General features: G+C 67.2%; 22 protein-coding genes. 18 read left to right on the top strand and 4 right to left on the bottom strand.

Annotation, left to right across the window (positions count from 1 at the left end; translation table 11 throughout):
• The first annotated feature begins 3 nt into the window (after nt 1-3).
• The 17 genes from Q5923_RS03105 to Q5923_RS03025 all read left to right on the top strand — a co-directional run bounded on the left by Q5923_RS03105 (nt 4) and on the right by Q5923_RS03025 (nt 13,857).
• Nucleotides 4-630 carry an adenylate kinase gene (locus Q5923_RS03105; protein ID WP_009278456.1) on the top strand — a complete coding sequence of 209 codons (627 nt, stop codon included), beginning with the start codon at nt 4-6 and terminating at the stop codon, nt 628-630.
• The gene (gene map / locus Q5923_RS03100; protein ID WP_009278457.1) at nt 627-1,412 is read left to right on the top strand and encodes a type I methionyl aminopeptidase; all 786 of its coding nucleotides are present in this window, start codon (nt 627-629) and stop codon (nt 1,410-1,412) included. Before Q5923_RS03105 ends, map begins: the two co-directional genes overlap by 4 nt.
• Nucleotides 1,413-1,588: 176 nt before the next feature.
• Nucleotides 1,589-1,807, top strand: coding sequence for a translation initiation factor IF-1 (gene infA, locus Q5923_RS03095; RefSeq protein WP_009278458.1), 219 nt, complete (start codon nt 1,589-1,591; stop codon nt 1,805-1,807).
• 117 nt (nt 1,808-1,924) lie between these two features.
• Nucleotides 1,925-2,038 (top strand): 50S ribosomal protein L36, encoded by a 114-nt coding sequence (gene rpmJ / locus Q5923_RS03090; protein ID WP_009278459.1) that lies wholly within the window; start codon nt 1,925-1,927, stop codon nt 2,036-2,038.
• 15 nt (nt 2,039-2,053) lie between these two features.
• Entirely contained in the window at nt 2,054-2,425 is a 372-nt protein-coding gene (gene rpsM, locus Q5923_RS03085; RefSeq protein ID WP_009278460.1) for a 30S ribosomal protein S13, read from the top strand.
• 10 nt (nt 2,426-2,435) lie between these two features.
• Nucleotides 2,436-2,837 (top strand): 30S ribosomal protein S11, encoded by a 402-nt coding sequence (gene rpsK / locus Q5923_RS03080; protein ID WP_009278461.1) that lies wholly within the window; start codon nt 2,436-2,438, stop codon nt 2,835-2,837.
• A gap of 18 nt (nt 2,838-2,855) precedes the next feature.
• Nucleotides 2,856-3,449, top strand: coding sequence for a 30S ribosomal protein S4 (gene rpsD, locus Q5923_RS03075; protein ID WP_062531652.1), 594 nt, complete (start codon nt 2,856-2,858; stop codon nt 3,447-3,449).
• Nucleotides 3,450-3,472: 23 nt separating this feature from the next.
• Nucleotides 3,473-4,414 (top strand): DNA-directed RNA polymerase subunit alpha, encoded by a 942-nt coding sequence (locus tag Q5923_RS03070; RefSeq protein ID WP_009278463.1) that lies wholly within the window; start codon nt 3,473-3,475, stop codon nt 4,412-4,414.
• A 28-nt stretch (nt 4,415-4,442) separates the two neighbouring features.
• Entirely contained in the window at nt 4,443-4,928 is a 486-nt protein-coding gene (gene rplQ / locus Q5923_RS03065) for a 50S ribosomal protein L17 (protein WP_009278464.1), read from the top strand.
• A 76-nt stretch (nt 4,929-5,004) separates the two neighbouring features.
• Nucleotides 5,005-6,681, top strand: coding sequence for an ABC transporter ATP-binding protein (locus tag Q5923_RS03060; RefSeq protein ID WP_303132080.1), 1,677 nt, complete (start codon nt 5,005-5,007; stop codon nt 6,679-6,681).
• Entirely contained in the window at nt 6,674-7,477 is an 804-nt protein-coding gene (locus Q5923_RS03055; protein WP_009278466.1) for an energy-coupling factor transporter transmembrane protein EcfT, read from the top strand. Before Q5923_RS03060 ends, Q5923_RS03055 begins: the two co-directional genes overlap by 8 nt.
• A gap of 37 nt (nt 7,478-7,514) precedes the next feature.
• Nucleotides 7,515-8,372, top strand: coding sequence for a tRNA pseudouridine(38-40) synthase TruA (truA, locus tag Q5923_RS03050; RefSeq protein WP_303132077.1), 858 nt, complete (start codon nt 7,515-7,517; stop codon nt 8,370-8,372).
• 136 nt (nt 8,373-8,508) lie between these two features.
• Entirely contained in the window at nt 8,509-9,276 is a 768-nt protein-coding gene (locus Q5923_RS03045; RefSeq protein WP_303132075.1) for a hypothetical protein, read from the top strand.
• A gap of 519 nt (nt 9,277-9,795) precedes the next feature.
• A complete protein-coding gene (locus tag Q5923_RS03040; protein ID WP_303132074.1) occupies nt 9,796-10,866 on the top strand; it encodes a glycosyltransferase family 2 protein in 1,071 nt (356 codons plus the stop codon).
• Nucleotides 10,867-10,998: 132 nt separating this feature from the next.
• Nucleotides 10,999-11,985 (top strand): zinc ribbon domain-containing protein, encoded by a 987-nt coding sequence (locus tag Q5923_RS03035; RefSeq protein ID WP_303132072.1) that lies wholly within the window; start codon nt 10,999-11,001, stop codon nt 11,983-11,985.
• A gap of 99 nt (nt 11,986-12,084) precedes the next feature.
• Nucleotides 12,085-12,723 (top strand): orotate phosphoribosyltransferase, encoded by a 639-nt coding sequence (gene pyrE / locus Q5923_RS03030; RefSeq protein ID WP_303132071.1) that lies wholly within the window; start codon nt 12,085-12,087, stop codon nt 12,721-12,723.
• Between the two features lie 153 nt (nt 12,724-12,876).
• Nucleotides 12,877-13,857, top strand: a complete 981-nt coding sequence (locus tag Q5923_RS03025) for a C39 family peptidase (protein ID WP_303132070.1) — start codon at nt 12,877-12,879, stop codon at nt 13,855-13,857.
• Nucleotides 13,858-14,430: 573 nt separating this feature from the next.
• On the opposite strand, the gene gltA is transcribed toward Q5923_RS03025, so the two are convergent.
• From gltA to pth, 4 genes are all read right to left on the bottom strand, one after another.
• Nucleotides 14,431-15,843, bottom strand: coding sequence for an NADPH-dependent glutamate synthase (gene gltA, locus Q5923_RS03020; RefSeq protein WP_303132068.1), 1,413 nt, complete (start codon nt 15,841-15,843; stop codon nt 14,431-14,433).
• Entirely contained in the window at nt 15,831-16,673 is an 843-nt protein-coding gene (locus Q5923_RS03015; protein ID WP_009278474.1) for a sulfide/dihydroorotate dehydrogenase-like FAD/NAD-binding protein, read from the bottom strand. Before Q5923_RS03015 ends, gltA begins: the two co-directional genes overlap by 13 nt.
• A gap of 185 nt (nt 16,674-16,858) precedes the next feature.
• Complete coding sequence (locus Q5923_RS03010; RefSeq protein ID WP_303132066.1) at nt 16,859-17,233, bottom strand: TMEM175 family protein; 375 nt, start codon at nt 17,231-17,233, stop codon at nt 16,859-16,861.
• A gap of 87 nt (nt 17,234-17,320) precedes the next feature.
• Entirely contained in the window at nt 17,321-17,905 is a 585-nt protein-coding gene (gene pth / locus Q5923_RS03005) for an aminoacyl-tRNA hydrolase (RefSeq protein ID WP_009278476.1), read from the bottom strand.
• A gap of 118 nt (nt 17,906-18,023) precedes the next feature.
• Here pth and pcp point away from each other — a divergent pair, with 118 nt between their 5' ends.
• On the top strand, nt 18,024-18,635 hold the full coding sequence (gene pcp, locus Q5923_RS03000) for a pyroglutamyl-peptidase I (protein WP_303132065.1): 612 nt from the start codon (nt 18,024-18,026) through the stop codon (nt 18,633-18,635).
• Nucleotides 18,636-18,749 lie beyond the last annotated feature (114 nt).

Raw genomic sequence — 18,749 nt, 5'->3', positions numbered from 1 at the left:
CGCATGAACATCGTTCTGCTCGGCGCGCCCGGCGCGGGCAAGGGCACCCAGGCCCAGAGGCTCGTCGCCGACTACGGCGTGGCGCACATCTCCACTGGAGACCTCCTGCGTGCCGCGGTCAAGGCCCAGAGCAAGCTTGGCATCGAGGCCAAGGGCTACATGGACGCGGGGCAGCTCGTGCCGGACCAGCTCGTCGTCGACCTGGTCAAGGAACGTCTCCAGGAGGACGACGCCAAGAGGGGCTTCATCCTGGACGGGTTCCCCCGCAACACCCAGCAAGCCGTCGTCCTCGACTCCGAGCTCAAGGAGATGGGAGTCGACCTCGACGCGGCGCTCCTCGTGGACGTCAAGCCCGAGGTCATCGTGGAGCGCCTGAGCCAGAGGCGCACCTGCCGCTCCTGCGGCTACACCGCGCCCGCCGGCGTGGACGTCTGCCCACGCTGCGGTGGCGAGATGTACCAGCGTGACGACGACAAGCCAGAGACGATCAAGAAGCGCCTCGACACCTACCAACAGCAGACCGCCCCGCTCATCGAGTACTACGGCGGCCACGGAATCCTGAAGGAGGTCGATGGAGACAGGCCTGTGGACGAGGTGTATGCCGACGTCAAGGCCCTCCTGAGCCTATGATCAAGATCAAGTCTGAAGCGGACATCGAGCAGATGAAGATGGCGGGCTCGCTCTCCAAGCAGGCCCTTCGCCTCGCGGGCAGCATGGTCAGGCCCGGCGTCTCGACCAAGGAGATAGACAGCGCGGTCGAGGGCTTCATCCGCCTGCACTCCGCCATCCCCACCTTCAAGGGCTATGGCGGCTTCCCCGGGAGCATCTGCGCCTCCGTCAACGAGCAGATCGTCCATGGCATCCCCTCGCCCGAGGTATTCCTCAACGACGGCGACATCATCTCCGTCGACACGGGGGCAACCTTCGGCGGCTGGGTGGGAGACAACGCCTGGACCTTCTACGTGGGTACCCCCTCCGACGCCGTCAAGGGCCTCTGCGAGGTGACTCGCGACTGTCTCAAGGCGGGCATCGAGCAGGCGGTCCCCGGCAACCATCTGGGTGACATCGGCTATGCCGTGCAGAGCCTGGCCGAGAAGAACGGCTACGGGGTCGTGCGCGAGTACGTGGGCCACGGCGTGGGTCGCGTCATGCACGAGGACCCCAACGTGCCCAACTATGGCAAGAAGGGCCGCGGCGTGAGGCTGCAGGCGGGCATGGTCATCGCCATCGAGCCCATGATCACCCTGGGAACCTACGAGAACCACACCCTCTCGAACGGCTGGACCGTGGTGACCGACGACGGCCTGCAGGCTGCCCACTACGAGAACACCGTGGCGATTACCGAGGACGGTCCCGTCATCCTGACCCAGGACGAGGTCGGGCCCTGGTGCAGCATGCAGGGTGGCGAGTAGGCAAACGCCTCGCACCCGCCTTGTGGGAGAGGCCTTCGGGGCCGGTCGCAGCCGCGATCGGCCCCTTTTTGCCGACTGTGGTCCTGGCGTGTGCGAAGGGCGTGTGAATTTGACCGATTTCCCTGCATTCCGTATGATTATCAGTCGCTGTGATTCACAGGGAGAAAGTAGGCACGGTGAGCAAACAGGACGGCATCGAGCTTGAGGGCAAGGTAGTGGAGCCACTTCCCAACGCCATGTTCAACGTGGAGCTCGAAAACGGCAAGACCATCCTCTGCACCATCTCGGGCAAGATCAGGATGAACTACATCCGCATCCTTCCCGGTGACCGCGTGGTGGTCGAGATTTCCCCGTACGACCTCACCAGGGGTCGCATCACCTACCGCTACAAGTAACCCCAAGACTCCAGATATTCACGCCTGCGGCTGGGCGAGGAGATAGGGCAGGCCAGCTTCCACCTGACTTGCCTCGGCAGTACCAGTTCGTACAAGCACTACCGGAAGGAAGAGACTATGAAGGTGCGTCCTTCGGTCAAGAAGATGTGCGACAAGTGCAAGATCGTCCGTCGCCATGGCAAGGTTTACGTGATCTGCGAGAACCCTCGCCACAAGCAGCGTCAGGGCTAAGAGAGGAGCTCGAAGTTGGCACGTATCAACGGTGTCGACCTCCCGCGCGAGAAGCGCACTGAGGTCGGTCTTACGTATCTGTACGGCATCGGCGCCACCAGCGCGAAGAAGATCTGCGCCGAGACCGGCGTCGACCCCTCCACGCGCGTCAAGGATCTCACCGAGGACGAGGTGACCAAGATCCGCGACTACATCGACGCGAACTTCACCATCGAGGGCGACCTGCGCCGCGCCGTCAGGCAGAACACCGCCCGCCTGATGGAGATTGGCTGCTACCGCGGCCTCCGTCACCGCAAGGGCCTCCCTGTCCATGGCCAGCGCACCCACACCAACGCGCGCACCCGCAAGGGCAAGCGTCGCCAGATCGGTGCAAAGAAGAAGGCGTAGGGGAGAGACAATGCCGCAGAAGAAGAACCAGCGCACGCAGCACATCCGCCGCGCCGAGCGCAAGAACATCGCCGTGGGCCAGGCCCACATCAAGAGCACGTTCAACAACACGATCATCTCGATCACCGACCCCCAGGGTAACGTCATCGCCTGGCAGTCCGGTGGCACCGTCGGCTTCAAGGGCTCCCGCAAGAGCACCCCGTTCGCGGCCCAGGTCGCGGCCGAGGCCTGCGCGAAGGCGGCCATGGAGCACGGCCTGCACAGGGTGGCTGTGTTCGTGAAGGGTCCCGGCTCCGGCCGCGAGACCGCAATCCGTTCCCTCCAGGCCGCCGGCCTCGAGGTTTCGGGCATCCAGGACAAGACCCCCATCCCGCACAACGGCTGCCGTCCGTGCAAGCGCCGTCGCGTGTAGTAAGGAAGGACAGTAGCAATGGCAATTGATAGGACCCCTGTCCTCAAGCGGTGCCGCCAGCTTGAAATCGACCCCATCGTCATGGGCATCAACAAGAAGTCCAACCGCCAGCCCAGGCGCACCCGTCGCCAGAAGAGCGAGTACGGCGAGCAGCTGCGCGAGAAGCAGAAGGCCAAGTTCATCTATGGCGTCCTGGAGAAGCAGTTCCGCGGCTACTACGAGAAGGCCATAAAGGGCGAGGGCGTCACCGGCGACAACCTGATGAGCCTGCTCGAGAGCCGTCTCGACAACGTCGTCTTCCGCCTCGGCTTCGCCCGCACCCGCAAGGAGGCCCGCCAGACCGTCGACCACGGCCACATCACCGTGAACGGTCACCGCGTGGACATCCCCTCCTACCAGGTGAAGGCTGGCGACGTCGTCGCCGTGGCCCCCAAGGCCAAGGACCTTCTCCCCATCAAGGAGGCCATCGTCTCCTCCGAGCACATGGCCGTTCCCGCCTGGCTCGAGGTCGACATCGAGAAGCTGCGCGGCACCGTCCTGCAGACTCCCGTCCGCGACCAGATCGACCTGGACATCGACGCCCAGCTCATCGTCGAGCTCTACTCCAAGTAAGCCCACACCGGTAGGAGGTATTCATGTCAGAATTCATCCGACCGCAGGTGTCTGTCGAGGAGATTTCCGAGAACGTCGCCCGCGTCAGCGCTGAGCCGCTGGAGCGTGGCTACGGCAACACCCTCGGTAACTCCCTTCGTCGCGTGCTGCTCTCCTCCCTCGAGGGTGCGGCAGTCGAGGCCATCCAGATCGACGGCGTCCAGCACGAGTTCACCACCGTCGAAGGCGTCTACGAGGACGTCACCGACATCGTGCTCAACGTCAAGGGCCTGGTGTTCCGTCCCATGGGCACGGGCGACGAGGCCACGGCCACCATCTCGGTCGATGGCCCCTGCACCGTGTGCGGCGGCGACTTCAAGGTTCCCGCCGAGTTCGAGCTCGTCAACAAGGACCACGTGATTTGCTCCCTGGGCGAGGGTGCCCACCTCTCGATGCAGATGCGCATCGGCATGGGCCGCGGCTACGTGTCCGGCGACGAGAACGAGCGCGAGGGCGATCCCATCGGCCTCATCCACGTCGACGCCCTGTATTCCCCCGTGCGCCGCTGCGCCAAGGCCGTCGAGCCCTGCCGCGTCGGGCAGCACACGGACTACGACCGCCTCGTACTCGAGGTCGAGACCGATGGCTCCCTCTCGCCCCGCGACGCCGTCGTCGAGGCCGCCAACATCGTCAACCAGCACATGAGTGCCTTCATGGGCTTGGCCGACGAGGAGGAGCCCGTCGAGGACGTCTCCATCTTCTCGAACGGCATCGAGGAGGACAGCACCGAGCTTGACAAGCAGATCGAGGACCTGGACCTCTCCGTCCGCTCCTACAACTGCCTCAAGCGTGCGGGCATCCACAGCGTCCGCCAGCTGGTCGAGTTCTCCGAGAACGACCTGCTCAACATTCGCAACTTTGGCGTCAAGTCCATCGAGGAAGTCAAGGACAAGCTCGAGGCCATGGGCCTGGGCCTCAAGGACTAGACACAGCATTTAGAGGAGAAGCTAGACCATGAGACACAACAAGAAGAGGGGTATGAAGCTCGGCACCGATGCCGCCCATACCAAGGCAATGAAGAAGAGCCTCGTTGCCGCACTCCTTGCCAACGATCGCATCAAGACCCTCGAGCCCCGCGCCAAGGCCATCCGTCCCGACGTGGACAGGGTCATCACCTGGGCCAAGAAGGGCGACCTCGCCTCTCGTCGCCTCGCCATCGCCAAGGTCGGCGACAAGGAGATCGTGCGCGAGGTCTTCGAGAAGGCCGCCCAGGGCGTGTGGGAGGGCCGCAACGGTGGCTACACCCGCATCATGAAGCTTGGCCCCCGCAAGGGTGACGCCGCCGAGGTCGCCATCATCGAGCTCGTCACCGAGCCCGTCCAGCCCAAGAAGGCCGCCACGACCGTCAAGAAGGTCGAGAAGGTTGCCGAGGCCGCTCCTGAGGCCGAGGTCGAGCCCGAGGCCAGCGAGCCCGAGGCTGCCGAGGAGAGCGCGGAGTAGCTCCGTCCTTCCTGCAACGGACGCAATGCCAGGGAGGCCTGCGAAAGCGGGCCTCCCTTCTTCTCTAGGGGGTGACATGCTCGAGCTGAGGTCAGTGAGCTATCGCTACGCGGGTGCCCGTCGCGATGCGGTAAGGGACTGCTCCCTTCGCGTGGAGAGGGGCGAGCGTGTCGCCCTGGTGGGGCGCAACGGCTCGGGGAAGTCCACGCTCCTCTCGCTTTGCAAGGGAGGGGTGAGCCCAAGCTCTGGCGAGATTCTGGTCGATGGGGTGTCCGCCGGCAGGGACGGGGCCCGTCTCCTCCAAGAGGGCGTCGGCATCCTCCGCCAGGACCCCCGCGGCCAGCTTGTGAGCTCGCTCGTGGAGGAGGAGCTCGCCTTCGGCTCCCAGAACCTCGGAATCGGGGGAGAGGAGCTTGGACGTCGCGTGCGTGAGGCGCTGCGGCTCTGTGGCGTCGAGGACCTCGCCCGCAGTCGCACGATGGGGCTCTCGGGCGGGCAGATGCAGCGCGTCGCCCTGGCGGCTGTCCTTGCGATGGGCCCGTCGTACCTGATGCTGGACGAGCCCTGCGCCCAGCTCGACCCGCGCGCCCGCCAGGGGATCAGGTCATCGCTCGCCGTGCTCGCGGGACGGGGCGTGGGGATGTTGCTGGCGTCCCACCTGCCGGAGGACATCGCGTCCGCCGATCGCGTCCTGGTCATGGAGGCGGGCCGCATCTGCTGGGAGGGGCGCCCGCTCGAGCTCTTCTCCGATGCGGCGCTCCTTGCGCGCGCGGGGGTCTTGGGGGACTCGGCTGACGCCCTCAATGCCCTGGCTCGTCGGGGCGTCGAGCCACGGGAGGCTCTTGCGGCCGACGCCACGACCTTGCGCGGGCTTGTCGAAGGGAGAGCCGACGGCGCGTGCGTGCAGCCCGGGGCCCTGCGGCGAGACGCCTGTGGTCCTGTAGGTTGGGTGAACGTGTCCTTGGGGGGCAAACCCACGGGCAGGCGATGCGACGGCGAGGCCTCGCGCCCTCCGGCCGGGGTCGAGCTCGCGCTCGATGACGTGAGCGTCAGCTACGAGGCGGGGGCGCCCGCGCTCAGCCACGTCTCCCTGGTTGCTCGGGGTGGCAGGCTCACGCTGCTGGCGGGCGAGTCGGGGTCGGGCAAGACTACGGTAAGCCTCGTCGCTGCGGGGGTGCTCGAGCCCGACGGGGGCAAGGTGACTCTTCTGGGAAGGCCCGTCAGGCCCCCGGACGTGGGGCTGGCCTTCCAGAGGCCCGAGGACCAGCTCTTCTGCGCGACGGTGCTCGAGGACGTGAGCCTGGGGCCCAGGAACCTGGGGGCGAGCGCGTCGGACGCGCGCGGGGCGGCGGAGGATGCTCTGCGCCGCATGGGGGTCGGCGAGGTGGCTTGGCCCCTCTCGTCCCTGGAAGGCTCGGGAGGGGAGAGGCGCCGCGTGGCCCTGGCGGGAGTCATCGCCATGCGAAGGAGCGCCTACGTCTTCGACGAACCCACGGCGGGTCTGGACGGTGCGGCGCGCGTGCGCCTCGAGGGGCTGGTGGGCGAGCTCGTGGGCAAGGGGGCCGCGGTCGTGGTGGTCTCGCACGACCTGGACGAGTGGCTGCCCCTGGCGGACGACGTCTGCCTGCTTCGCGCGGGTCGCGTGGTTTGGCAGGGCCGCGCCGCGGAGCTCGAGCGCCAGCCTGGCACGCTGGGGGCGTCGGGTTTGGGACTGCCACTGTACCTGCGCCTGAGGGAGGCCCTGCATGCCTAGGACGCGCGTGCTCGGCGGGTACGCCGCCGCAGGGTCATGGCTCGACGGGTTGGCGGCGGGCGCGAAGGTCGCCTGCCTCCTGCTCCTCTCGCTTGCGGCCATGGCTGCCCCGGGCTGGGAGGGGCTCGCGCTCCTGGGGGTGGCACTGCTCGCGCTCCTGGCGTCGTGTCGCCTTCCGTTGGGCAGGCTGCTCCTTGCCCTGAGGCCTGCGACCGTGCTGCTGGTGCTCTCGCTGCTTGCCAACGGCCTCGTGGTGGACGGGAGCTTCGACCTTGGCCTCATGGGGGGCGTGGGCCTTCGCTGGGCGGGGCTCGCGCGCGCCGGGATGGCCGTGTGCCGCATCGTGCTCATGGTGGGGCTGGTGCTCGTGATGACGTCCACGACGAGCACCAGCAGCCTCAGCCGCTCTCTGGTGCGGGGTCTCTCGCCCTTGGGGAGGCTGGGGCTTCCCGTGGGGGACGTGGCCATGGTCGTGGTGGTCGCCCTGAGGTTCATCCCGGAGGTCGAGGAGGAGTTCGCGCTCATCGTGCGTGCCCAGCGCGCACGTGGCGTGCGCTTCGACCAGGGGGGTCCCGCGTGCAGGCTCAGAGCCTACGCGGCCGTCATGATTCCTCTGGTGGTGGCCCTCTTCCGACGTTCCGACGAACTCGCCCAGGCCCTGCGCGACCGCTGCTACGCCTCGGGCTCGGGGCAGCCGTGGCGGCAGGGCGAGACCTGGGGAGCAAGGGAGCGCCTCTCGCTCGCCACGTCCCTCGCCCTGCTCGTGGCGGCAATCGTGCTGCCGGCACTATCCTAGGCTCGACCGCCTGACGACTTTTCCAGAAGGAGCTCACATGCAGGCAGACCAGACGACCTCCGTAGGCGACGGCGTCATGCGGGCGTCCGCGGGCACCCTCGTCCTCAGGCTGGGCTATCGTGGGGCGGGCTTCGCCGGCTTTGCCGAGCAGCCGGGACAGCGTACGGTGGCAGGCGAGCTGAGGCGCGCCCTGCAAACCGTCCTTCGCCGCCCCGTGGAGCTCGAGTGCGCCGGTCGCACGGACGCGGGCGTGAGCGCCCTCGCGCAGTTCCTGAGCCTTCCCCTCGAGCCGGGTGAGGAGCTCCTGAAGGGCCGCAGGCTCCATGCCTCCCTCGTGGCGCTCACGCCGGACGACATATCCATCGCCGGCATCTATCGCGCGAAGGCGGGCTTCTCCGCCCGCTTCGACGCGCGGGGGCGGAGCTACCGCTACCGAATCTGCCCTGGCCCCGCGCGCCCGGTCCTCGCCTGGGATCACAGCTGGTGGCTGCGCGGGGTCCCCGCGCTTGACGTCGCCGCCATGAACGAGGCGGCCTCCGCCCTGCTGGGGGAGCACGACTTCAAGAGCTTCTGCAAGGCGGCCTCGGCCCAGCTGCTCGAGGCGGATGGCCGCTCCACCTGCCGCCGCCTCACGCGGGTCGAGGCGGGCGAGGTCGTCGAGGCGGGAGAGCGACTGGTGGTGGTGGACGTTGGGGGCAACGCCTTCCTCCATAACATGGTCCGCATCATGGTGGGCAGCCTGGTCGAGGTGGGGCGCGGCCACAGGGACCCCTCGTGGCTCTCTCGGGCCCTCGAGGCCCGCCAGAGGTCGGCGGCTGGACCCACGGCTCCCGCGCAGGGCCTCTGCCTCGAGGCGGTGCGCTACGACGAGGGGGTGCTCGTTCTCTGGGAGTAGCCTCGGCGCCCTTGGCCGGGCCTTCGCGTCCGGGTTGCCGGGTTGCCATCAGCCCACGACCCCTGCGCCACCCAGCCCTCATGCCCTATAGTGCAGGGGAGAACAACGTTGCGCCGCCACTGCGAGGGGAGGCCCCATGCCGCACAGGCGCGAGCGCTTCGAGCGCAGTGACGTTCCGCGCGAGTCCGCGCATCGCAACCTCGTCGCGCTGGCCGTCCTGCTCGTCTTGGCGGCAGGGCTCGCGGCACTCCTGACGCAGCTCTGGAGGTGCGCGAACGCTGACGGCCGCGTGGGTGACGCAGGCCTTGGCAGCGGCATCAGCACGCAGGCGGAGACGCTGGACCCCGACGAGGGCTACGAGGCGTCGGACGACGTGTTCACCCACGTCCTGGTGCTTACGGTGGACGACGTCAGGAAGAGCGCGCCCACGCTGCAGAGGGCGCAGCTCCTCTCGCTCGACGCAACCAAGCGCAAGGGCTATCTGGTCGAGATTCCCCTCGACGTGCGCGTCGAGGACGCATCTGGCACGAGCACGCTGCAGGAGCTCTTTGCCGCGAAGGGCGCCCAGAGCTGCATCGCCCCGCTTGCCGCAGCATGCAACATCAGGGCGACCCATGTCCTGGTGGCGACGGACGAGCTCTGGGACCAGGTGAGGGGGCTGCGCAACTCTGGCGTATCGGCGCTGCTGGATAGCGCGTCCGGGCTCTTCTCCAATATCTCCACCGACATGAGCACGTCGCAGCTGCTCGATGTGGTCGAGCTCGTGCAGTCCATCGGCGTCGAGAACCTCGACCTAAAGGATGCGCCGGCGGACGCGGAGGACGACGGCGACGGCGGGAGCTGGTCTCGCATCCGCCAGACGGAGCTCGGGTTGCTCGTGGGCACGCTTCGTCCCACGTCGTAGGTGGTGTGTCGGGCTGGCGCTGCGCTACTGCTGCTGCGTCGGGCACGCTCAAACGCACGCATCCGCCGTCGAGCACGCTCCAACGCACGCGCCTGCCCGCGCCTCAGGACGCGAGCGTCGCCGGCACCAAGCACGCTTGAACGCACGCGCTTGCCATCAATCACGCTCGAACGCACAAGGCGAGAAAATCTATCTGCGCTTTTGTGGGCCCGCCTGTGCGCAACAGCGTGCTCGATGAATTGGCCGTGCGCAACGGCGTGGGCAATGGAACGAGACGTGCGTAACGGCGTGCACGTCGAAGCCAAACGCGCGTGACAGCCAAACGTGAGCGCAACGGCATGCTCGACGAAATCGCCGCCGTCCCTCTCGCTTCTGTGCTTAGTCTGTAATCTGCGCCCTTCACCCCCTCGTCACAACGTTTGCCACCTGCTGGGCCATAATTCAGCTTGTGGGCACGGGCAACCTGACACGAAGCCTCGCCCGTGGACGAGCTGACGACGTTGTCTGGAGACGCTTGGAATGACGCCCAAGGCACCCAAGATCTCGATCATCATGCCGGCGTACAACGTCGACAGATATGTTCGCCGTGCCGTCGAAAGCATCCAGCACCAGACCTTCGCGGACTTCGAGCTCCTGGCGGTGGACGACGGCTCCACCGATCGCACGGGCCAGATCCTGGATTCCATCGCCGACCGCGACATCCGCGTCACTGCCTTCCACCAAGAGAACGGCGGCGCCCCCGCGGCCCGCAACTTCGCCCTCGACCGCGCCCGCGGCAAGTACGTCATGTTCTTCGACGCGGACGACTGGGCCGAACCCCGCATGCTGGAAGAGATGTACGAGTTTGCCGAGGCCGGCCAGCTCGAGCTTGCCGTTGCCGGCTTCTACATCGACACCTACTACGGTGACGACGGGCAGCACACCACCGAGCTCAAGAGCTGCCCCACCCGCGTGTACGGCACGCAGCGCGAGTTCAGGACCTCCGCCTGGGAGCTCTTCGACGCCAACCAGCTCTATGCCCCATGGAACAAGATCTTCCTGCGCTCCCGCATCGAGGAGCTGAGCCTGCGCTTTCGTCCCACCTTCTGGGACGACTTCCCCTACGTGCTCGACTTCGTGCGCGACGTGGAGCGGGTCGGCGTCATGCAGACGCCGTACTACCACTTCATCAGGCAGCGCAGCGAGTCCGAGACCGCCCGCTGGCGCCCCGACATGTACGACAAGCGCGAGGAGGAGCACGGCTGGATGCTGGAGCTCTATCGCCACTGGGGGCTCGAGGGCGACGCCGCCAGCATGGAGGTCGTGCAGAGGCGCTACATCGAGCGTCTCGTGGGTTGCATAGAGAACGTCTGCAATCCCCAGTGCTCCCTGGACGCGAAGGAGAAGCTCGCCCAGATCGAGCGCATGATCACGAGCGAGCGCGCCCAGCTGGCGGTTGCCGTCGCGCGTCCCCGCACCAAGATGATGGCCCTCATGCTCCTTCCCATACGGGAGAAGAACGTCGCCATGGCATACCGGGAGGGTCGCTTCATCAGCTTCGTGAAGCGCCACAACACGCGGATCTTCGCCACGCTGAAGGCGAACCGCTAGCCAGCCGTCCGCTGGCGCCCCGCGCCGGAGGCCTTGTTGGCCGCAGTGCAGGCCATCGGCGCCTCTCGACTGCGATACAGTAGGACGAGGCCGCCGTGCGGCCCTACGGCGCATGCGACGAGGGGAGCCGTCTTGTTCTGTCCCAACTGTGGCAACGAGGTCCAGCCCGGCCAGGCCTTCTGTGGCAACTGCGGGTTCAGGCTGGAGGCAGGGGAGAGGCCCGTTTCCGTTCGGCCCGAGGTGACGGCCCAGGACGCGGTGACGGTCCATCTGGAGGCCGTCGAACGACCGGCGCAGCCTGCGACGGAGCCCGCTCAGCCTGCGCAGCCGGCGCCCGCGCAGGCAGCGAATCCCGTTCCCGCCCAGGCCGCCGCCGACCCCTATGTGGCCGCAGCCGAGCCTGCCGCCGGCGCGACCGCTCCTGGCGCGCGCCACGCATATGGGACCGGCGACATCGTCACCCTCGCAGGCAAGGCCGTGGCGCTTCTCTCGCTCATAATGCCCTGTGTCACATCACCCCTGATCAAGCTCACCGCCTCGGCCATGGGCTCGTCGTCCAGCCCCATCGCGTACCTCATGGGCGGGGCGTCGCCCGACGCCCTGAGGATGCTCTCGCTCTTCAGGGGCAGCTGGAACATGCCCGAGCTGCGTGGCACCGTGAGCCAGCTCAACCGCCTCGCCGGCCTCATGGCGGGCGCTGGTGACGTCGACCTCACCACCGCGGGCGTGCTCTCGAAGATTGGCACGCTCAATGCGGTCGTCACCGTCGCCTTCGTCGTCTGGGCGCTCATGCTCGTCGCCCTGTGCTTCTGTATCGTCAGGCCCTTCCTCAAGGTGGCCGGCAACGACAGGCTGCGGGCGCTCGAGGGCGCCGTCGACCTCCAGAAGGTCCTGATGGTCGGCGTGGGGGCGCTCTCGCTTCTGTGGTGCGCCTGCGTGATCTTCGCCAACGGGCAGATCGAGTCCCTCGCGGCAGGTGTGGGCGGCAGCCAGGTGGGCCAGGCGCTGGCCCTGGCGAAGCCTCTCGAGCTCACGTCCTGGCCCTGGGTCGCGGGCATCGCATCCCTTCTCACGGCCTTCTGGCCCCAGCTGTCACGTCGTCTGGGGCTCGCGAGCTAGTTAGTTCCATCGGTTCCATCGGCCAGCGGCCCCCATGCGGTCGAGGGCCCGCCCGAACGCAACGGTACGGCAGGAAACCACGAGCACTTGGAGGCTCCCATGACCAGCAAGCAGGACATCGCTAAGGCGCTCCTTTCCATCAGGGCCGTGTTCCTGAGGCCCAACAAGCCCTTCACCTGGGCTTCCGGCATCAAGAGCCCCATCTATTGCGACAATCGCCTGACCCTGAGCTATCCCGAGGTCCGCACCCTGGTGGACGAGGCGCTCGCCGCCACCGCCAAGGAGCTGTATCCCGAGGTCCAGATGCTCATGGGCACCTCCACCGCCGGAATCGCGCACGCCGCCATCGCGGCGGACCGCCTGGGCATCCCCATGGGCTACGTTCGTGGCTCCGCCAAGGACCACGGGCGCCAGAACCAGATCGAGGGTCGCCTCGAGCCCGGTCAGAAGGTCGTGGTGATCGAGGACCTCATCTCGACCGGTGGAAGCGTCCTGGACTGCGTCAACCCCCTGCGGGAGGCGGGAGCGGACGTCCTGGGCGTCGTGAGCATCTTCACCTACGGCATGCGGCGCGGGCTTGACCGCCTGGCTGCGGCAAACGTCACCAACACCAGCCTCTGCGACCTGGACGCGCTGGTCGAGGTGGCCGTGGAGGAGGGCTACATCGAGCCTGGTGACAAGGCTCGCCTGCTCGCCTTCCGTGACGACCCCTCCGACCAGAGCTGGATGAGGGGGTAGCCCGGCGCGCCGCGCTTTGGAGTCCATGACTTGAGACGTGAGGGAAGGCATAGGGGGCAAGGGGAGAGAGGCTCCCGCCATGGCCGCGTCCGCTCCAGGAGGGCGGCCGCGCGCTCTGCCGTGCGACGTCCGCTCGCCGCTGCCGTGAGGAGGATGCCTCCCCGGCCGCAGCGCATGGCCCGTCGCCTGCATCGCTGGCTCAGAAGGTCTCTGCTCTGGCTCATCGATGCCAGGCCGCTCTCGTACGGCGTGATGGCCTTGGGAGCGTTGTTGCTGGTGCTAGCCTTGCTGGGTCTGGGCTCCTGCGTGCGTGGATGCGTGGCCGGTGGCGCGGGCGGCGGGCGGGCGACGTCCGACGCGGGGTCCGCGGGCGAGGTGGCCGATGTCCGGAGCTGGCAGCTGCCTGCGAGCTTCGACGCGCAGCTCTCCTCTCGCCTGCAGGAGCTGGGGCGCGAGGATGTTCGCGTCGCAAAGGCGCTGGACAATCTTGACGCCTACGCGAAGGTGGGCAACGGTGGCGCGTACGAACAGCAGAAGCTGCTCAAGCTGGCGGCGGATGACCCCGCTGCCATCGACTTCGTCGCGGACCTGCCAGAGAGCTATCCGCGGGCCAGGTCCGAGGAGTATGCGTCCGGCGTGACCAAGGGCGTCGTGCCCCGGCTGTACCAGTGGGACAAGCGTTGGGGTTACACGGAATACTGCGGCCGAGACTTTGGCACCACGGGCTGCTGTCCGACGTCGTTCTCGATGGTGTACATGGCCGTGACGGGGAAGACCGACGTTACGCCTGGCGTTGCGGGCGAGCTGGCGCAGGAGCTCGACATGGTGGACGACGACGCGGGCACCTACGGCGACTTCATCCCCACGGCGGCGGAGCGCTACGGGCTCGAGTGCCGGGAGGTGGGCAGGTCGGTCGAGGTGATCAAGGCTGAGCTGCAAAGCGGGCACGTGCTCATCGCCAACGTGGGACCGGGGGACTTCACCACGGCGGGCCACTTCATCGTGCTCACGGTTTGGAACGCGGACGGGAGCGTGTCCATCTGCGACCCGTACTCGTCGGTGAGGTCGGGACAGACCTGGGACCCGGAGCGCCTGGTCGGCCAGACGATGCGCCTGCATAGCTTCAAGCTGTAGTGGGGGCTGGGTGTGCGTGCCACTCGCTTGCGCCGGACACGCGCCAACGCACGCCATTGTCATCGAGCACGCAGTTGCGCACAGGTGTCGTCGTAAAAGTGCAGGTCAAATTTTTCGACATGTGCGTTGGGGCGTGCGGGATGAATTAGCTGTGCGTTGGGGCGTGCGCGACACGTGGAGACGTGCGTTGGAGCGTGCTTGATGCACGACGGTGCTCCGACCCCCTCCCACAACGTCCGATGCGTCGATTGGCTTCGCGACTACGTCCAACGCGTCAGTTAAATCGTCGACTACGTCCAACGCGTCTGAGCGCGAAATTTTACCTGCGGGTTTGCGAGGCGAGAGACGCGTTCGACGTAGCCGCGGCCAGATTGCGCGCGTTGGACGTACTTGCTGCCCAAGTGCGCGCGTTCGACGCACTCGCGCCCTGTCGCCTATCGTCCGCATACAAAAAGACCCCGGCGGAGAGAAAACCCTCCGTCGGGGTCCGAGTCTCAATCCAACTTCGTGGGCTCCTCTCGCCTGCACGAAGCCGAGTACGCTGCGTGCCTGCCGCGCCGCGTGTCTCGCCCGCTACTCGCCCTTGCCGGTGAGCGCGGCGGTCATGGCAGCGGCGGCCTTCTTGCCGGCGCCCATGGCCAGGATGACGGTGGCGGCACCGGTGACGATGTCTCCGCCGGCCCAGATTCTGGGGTTGCTCGTCTGGCCGTTCTCGTCGGCCTCGATGTAGCCCCACTTGTTGAGCTCCATGCCGCCGATCAGCTTGGCGAAGGGGTTCGCGTTGGTGCCGATGGCCGAGATGGCCACGTCGCAGGGAATCTCCTCGATCGCGCCCTCGATGGGCACGGGGCGGCGGCGGCCGGAGTCGTCGGGCTCGCCGAGCTCCATCTTCTGCACGCGCACGGCACAGACGTTGCCGTCCTCGCCGGCGACGAACTCCAGCGGCGAGACCAGGGGCATGACCTCGACGCCCTCGGCCTTGGCGTGGTGCAGCTCGGCCTTACGGGCGGGCATCTCGTCCTCGGTGCGTCGGTAGGCGATGACCGCGCGCTCGGCACCCAGGCGCTTCGCGGTGCGCACGGCGTCCATGGCCACGTTGCCGCCGCCAAAGACGACGACGTTCTTGCCGTGCTTGGTGGGGGTGTCGTACTCGGGGAAGCCGTTCGCCTTCATGAGGTTGACGCGAGTCAGGTACTCGTTGGCGAAGAACACGTTGGGCAGGTTCTCGCCGGGGATGTTGAGGAACTTGGGCAGTCCGGCGCCGGTGGCCACGTAGATGGCGTCGAAGCCCTTCTCGCCCAGAAGCTCCTCCGCGTCGGCCAGGCGGCCCATGACGGAGTTGAACTCGAACTTGACGCCCATCTCCTTGAGCCCGTCAATCTCGCGCTTGACGACGGCCTTGGGAAGGCGGAACTCGGGAATGCCGTAGACCAGCACGCCGCCGCCGGTGAAGAAGGCCTCGAAGACGGTGACGTCGAAGCCGTTGCGGGCCAGCTCGCCGGCGCAGGTGATGCCGGAGGGGCCGGAGCCGATGACGGCGACCTTCATGCCGTTCTTGGGTGCCATCTGGGGTGCGCTGGCAAGCTCGGGCTGGTCGCCCAGGAAGCGCTCAAGCTGGCCGATGGCCACGGGATCGCCCTTCTTGCCGCGAATGCACATGCCCTCGCACTGGCTCTCCTGCGGGCAGACGCGGCCGCAGATGGCGGGGAGCATGGACTGCTCGCGGATGACGTCGAGTCCCTTGCCGTACTCCTTGTCGTAGATGGCCTCGATGAAGGCGGGGATGTTGATGTTGACGGGGCAGCCCTGGACGCAGAGGGGCTTCTTGCACCTCATGCAGCGCGCGGCCTCGGCCACGGCCATCTCCTCGGTGAAGCCCTTGTCGACGGGACGGAAGTCGAGCGCGCGCTCAGCGGCGGGCTCCTCGTTGTCTGCGGTGCGGGGCGCCTTCATGTCGGCGACCCAACGGCCGTTTACCTCTGGCATGCGCAGTTCGCCTCCTCATAGGCCTTGAGGGACTGGCCCTCCTCGGTGCGGTACGCGGCCTGACGGGCGCGCAGGTCGTTCCAGTCGACCTTGGTGGCGTCGAAGTCGGGGCCGTCGACGCAGGCGAACTTGGTCTGGCCGTCCACCTCGACGCGGCAACAGCCGCACATGCCTGTACCGTCGACCATGATGGGGTTGAGCGAGGCGATGATGGGGGTGCCGTACTTCTCGGCAGTAAGGGTGGAGAACTTCATCATGGGCACGGGGCCGACGCAGAAGACCTGGTCGACGGCCTTGTCCTGGAGCAGGCGCTCCAGGGGTGCGGTGACGACGCCCTTCTCGCCATAGGAGCCGTCATCCGTGGTGATGTGGATGTGGTCCTCGGGCAGGATGGAGCGGAACTGCTCCTCGAGCAGCAGCAGGTCCTTGGTGCGGGCGCCCATGATGGCGTGGACCTCGTGGCCGGTTGCCGCGAGCTGGCGCGCGACGGGGAAGGCGATGGCCAGGCCCACGCCGCCGCCGATGACGGCCCACTTGCCGGGGCCCATCTCGGTGGGCTGGCCCAGGGGTCCGGTGACGTCCTGCAGCTCGTCGCCCGCCTCGTAGCTGGAGAGCATCTGGGTGGTCTTGCCGATCACCATGAAGATGAACTCGACCCAGCCCTCCTCGGGGTTCCAGTCCGCGAAGGTGAACGGCACGCGCTCGCCCTTCTCGTTGGCGCGCACCATGAGGAACTGGCCGGCATGCGCGTGCTTGGCCATCTCGGGCGCCTCGATGCGGAACTTGAACACCTTCTCCGAGAACTGAGTCTTCTCGAGGATCTTGTACATCAAATGGCTCCTCTCCTGAAGCATCATTCGTACAGCGGACTGGCGAGCCGCTCTCCCCCAATTGCGGCGGCCTCGTCCATTTTATGCTCAAAGGGTCCGCTTGCGTACGTAACTTCGCCTTTTGCCGATTTATTCAGCTCTGGTGAGAGGGGCGTCGCGGCCGTTGCCGCAGGGGAGTTCCGGTCCTACTCCGGACGGGCGTCCAGCGTCCTGCTGATGCGACAGTCGGGGACGAACCAGATGACGTTGACGATGAAGTACATGGCGAGGGCGACCCACGGGAGCCAGAGCGACACGATGGCACCCGCGGCATAGAGCAGGGCGTGGTTCGCCCACATCACCTTGCCGTTCACGTTCTTGATGACGTGGAGGAGGTGATGGTGGTTGCCCCAGTAGATGGCGATGACGATGAAGCTCATCAGGTAGCAGAGGAGGCTGGGGACGAAGGCGAGGAGGTCGCGGTAGGTCCCGCCGTCGGGGGCGTGGAAGGTCAGGAGGATGATGGTGATGAATATGGCGATGCAGCCATCCGAGAACGCCTCGAGCTTGTCGGTTTCCATGCGTTGCCCTCCCCCGGAATGCGGTCGCGCGAAGACGCCCGGCCGTTCCAGCGCTGTCCGTTTGGACGTGCCAGTCGTACGCGTCGTCTAGTCCCAGCTCACGTTCCCGTCGAGGCAGCGCTCGGCCAGGTCCGCCGCGTCTTGCGCGGTGAGCCTGAACTCGTCCAGGAAGCCGCCCTTGAGCTGGCGGAGGGCGTAGTCTGCCACGCTCATCTTTCCCGGGGGCCTGCCCACGCCGAAGCGCAGCCTGGCGAAGTCGCGCGTGCCCAGCTTGTCCGCGACGGAGCGGAGTCCGTTGTGCGCGTTGAGGCCACCGCCAAACTTGGCGCGCACCTGGCCCTGCGGGAGGTCCACCTCGTCGTGGACCACCAGGACCTCCTGCGGTCCCACGCGCAGCTCCCTCATGAGCTTCGAGAGCGGGCCGCCGCTGGTGTTCATGTAGCTCTGCGGCTTTGCGAGGACGACCTCGCGCGCCTCTCCCGCCGACGTCCAGCCGATGCGCGCGACGTCGCAGCCCGCCTGGCTCTTCCAGTAGCGCACGCCCGCGCGCTCGGCCAGCAGGTCGACGGTCGCGAAGCCCGCGTTGTGTCGGGTCTCGGCGTATTCGGGACCGGGGTTTCCCAGCCCGCAGATGAGGGAAATCTGCTTGGGTGCCTTGGGTGCCGCCTTCATGCCAGCCTCTCTTGCGTAGCCGTTCGTTGCAAAGAGCATAGCGCAGGGGAGAGGCACCTCGTCCAGGACCTGTGCTGTCGTATCATGCGGACGCAGGAGAGCGTCGGAAGGCGGTACCATGGGCAAGGTTCTTGTCACGGGCTTCGAGCCCTTTGGGGGAGAGGCGACTAACCCGTCCTGGGAGGCGGTCCGATCGCTTCCGGATACCATCCTGGGTAGGGAGCTCGTGCGCGTCGTGCTTCCCGTGGAGTTCGGCGGCGCCTTCGCGAGGCTGCGCGAGGAGCTGGAGGCCTGTGACGCCGAACTGGTGCTCTGCGTGGGCCAGGCGGGCGGGCGCTCCAAGGTCATGCCGGAGTTCGTGGGCATCAACTGGCGTGACGCACGCATTCCGGACAACGTCGGCAGGCAGCCCCTTGGCGAGCGCATCCTCGAGGGTGCCCCGGACGCGCTTTTCTCCACCCTGCCTGTGGCGGGCATGGCGCGCGCGGCCGCTGACGGCGGCGTGCCTGCGGCGGTCTCGTACACGGCCGGGACCTACGTGTGCAACGAGCTTCTCTTCTGCCTGTTGGACTGCCTGCGCGGCGGGAGGCCGGGCGTGAGGGGCGGCTTCGTCCACTTGCCCTACCTGCCCCAGCAGGCTGCGGCGCTTGGGTCGGACGTGCCCAGCATGTCGCTGGACGTTGCCACGCGTGGGCTTGAGCTCATGCTGGGGGCCTGCCTCGAGGCGTGAGGCGCGCCTCTCTCGCCTGACGTTTGCCGTGCACGCCATGCGTCACGCGCGCCATTGCCCGCGTACGGCTCATCGCTCACGCTCGAACGCACGCACCCGACCGCCGGGCACGCT

It is taken from the genome of uncultured Olsenella sp. (assembly GCF_959602185.1).
Classification (GTDB): domain Bacteria; phylum Actinomycetota; class Coriobacteriia; order Coriobacteriales; family Atopobiaceae; genus Olsenella_I; species Olsenella_I phocaeensis.
Note: the sequence above shows the minus strand (reverse complement) of the source record. Positions and strands in the feature narration are given on the sequence as shown.

What these genes read in the sequence shown, in the direction of transcription:
- rpsD (WP_062531652.1), top strand. Translation starts at nt 2,856, where the DNA reads ATGGCAATTGATAGGACCCCTGTCCTCAAGCGGTGCCGCCAGCTTGAA.
- rplQ (WP_009278464.1), top strand. Translation starts at nt 4,443, where the DNA reads ATGAGACACAACAAGAAGAGGGGTATGAAGCTCGGCACCGATGCCGCC.
- truA (WP_303132077.1), top strand. Translation starts at nt 7,515, where the DNA reads ATGCAGGCAGACCAGACGACCTCCGTAGGCGACGGCGTCATGCGGGCG.
- pyrE (WP_303132071.1), top strand. Translation starts at nt 12,085, where the DNA reads ATGACCAGCAAGCAGGACATCGCTAAGGCGCTCCTTTCCATCAGGGCC.
- Q5923_RS03045 (WP_303132075.1), top strand. Translation starts at nt 8,509, where the DNA reads ATGCCGCACAGGCGCGAGCGCTTCGAGCGCAGTGACGTTCCGCGCGAG.
- gltA (WP_303132068.1), bottom strand. Translation starts at nt 15,843, where the DNA reads ATGCCAGAGGTAAACGGCCGTTGGGTCGCCGACATGAAGGCGCCCCGC.
- map (WP_009278457.1), top strand. Translation starts at nt 627, where the DNA reads ATGATCAAGATCAAGTCTGAAGCGGACATCGAGCAGATGAAGATGGCG.
- Q5923_RS03025 (WP_303132070.1), top strand. Translation starts at nt 12,877, where the DNA reads ATGCCTCCCCGGCCGCAGCGCATGGCCCGTCGCCTGCATCGCTGGCTC.
- rpsK (WP_009278461.1), top strand. Translation starts at nt 2,436, where the DNA reads ATGCCGCAGAAGAAGAACCAGCGCACGCAGCACATCCGCCGCGCCGAG.
- Q5923_RS03070 (WP_009278463.1), top strand. Translation starts at nt 3,473, where the DNA reads ATGTCAGAATTCATCCGACCGCAGGTGTCTGTCGAGGAGATTTCCGAG.
- pth (WP_009278476.1), bottom strand. Translation starts at nt 17,905, where the DNA reads ATGAAGGCGGCACCCAAGGCACCCAAGCAGATTTCCCTCATCTGCGGG.
- Q5923_RS03060 (WP_303132080.1), top strand. Translation starts at nt 5,005, where the DNA reads ATGCTCGAGCTGAGGTCAGTGAGCTATCGCTACGCGGGTGCCCGTCGC.
- Q5923_RS03040 (WP_303132074.1), top strand. Translation starts at nt 9,796, where the DNA reads ATGACGCCCAAGGCACCCAAGATCTCGATCATCATGCCGGCGTACAAC.
- pcp (WP_303132065.1), top strand. Translation starts at nt 18,024, where the DNA reads ATGGGCAAGGTTCTTGTCACGGGCTTCGAGCCCTTTGGGGGAGAGGCG.
- Q5923_RS03105 (WP_009278456.1), top strand. Translation starts at nt 4, where the DNA reads ATGAACATCGTTCTGCTCGGCGCGCCCGGCGCGGGCAAGGGCACCCAG.
- Q5923_RS03015 (WP_009278474.1), bottom strand. Translation starts at nt 16,673, where the DNA reads ATGTACAAGATCCTCGAGAAGACTCAGTTCTCGGAGAAGGTGTTCAAG.
- Q5923_RS03010 (WP_303132066.1), bottom strand. Translation starts at nt 17,233, where the DNA reads ATGGAAACCGACAAGCTCGAGGCGTTCTCGGATGGCTGCATCGCCATA.
- Q5923_RS03055 (WP_009278466.1), top strand. Translation starts at nt 6,674, where the DNA reads ATGCCTAGGACGCGCGTGCTCGGCGGGTACGCCGCCGCAGGGTCATGG.
- rpmJ (WP_009278459.1), top strand. Translation starts at nt 1,925, where the DNA reads ATGAAGGTGCGTCCTTCGGTCAAGAAGATGTGCGACAAGTGCAAGATC.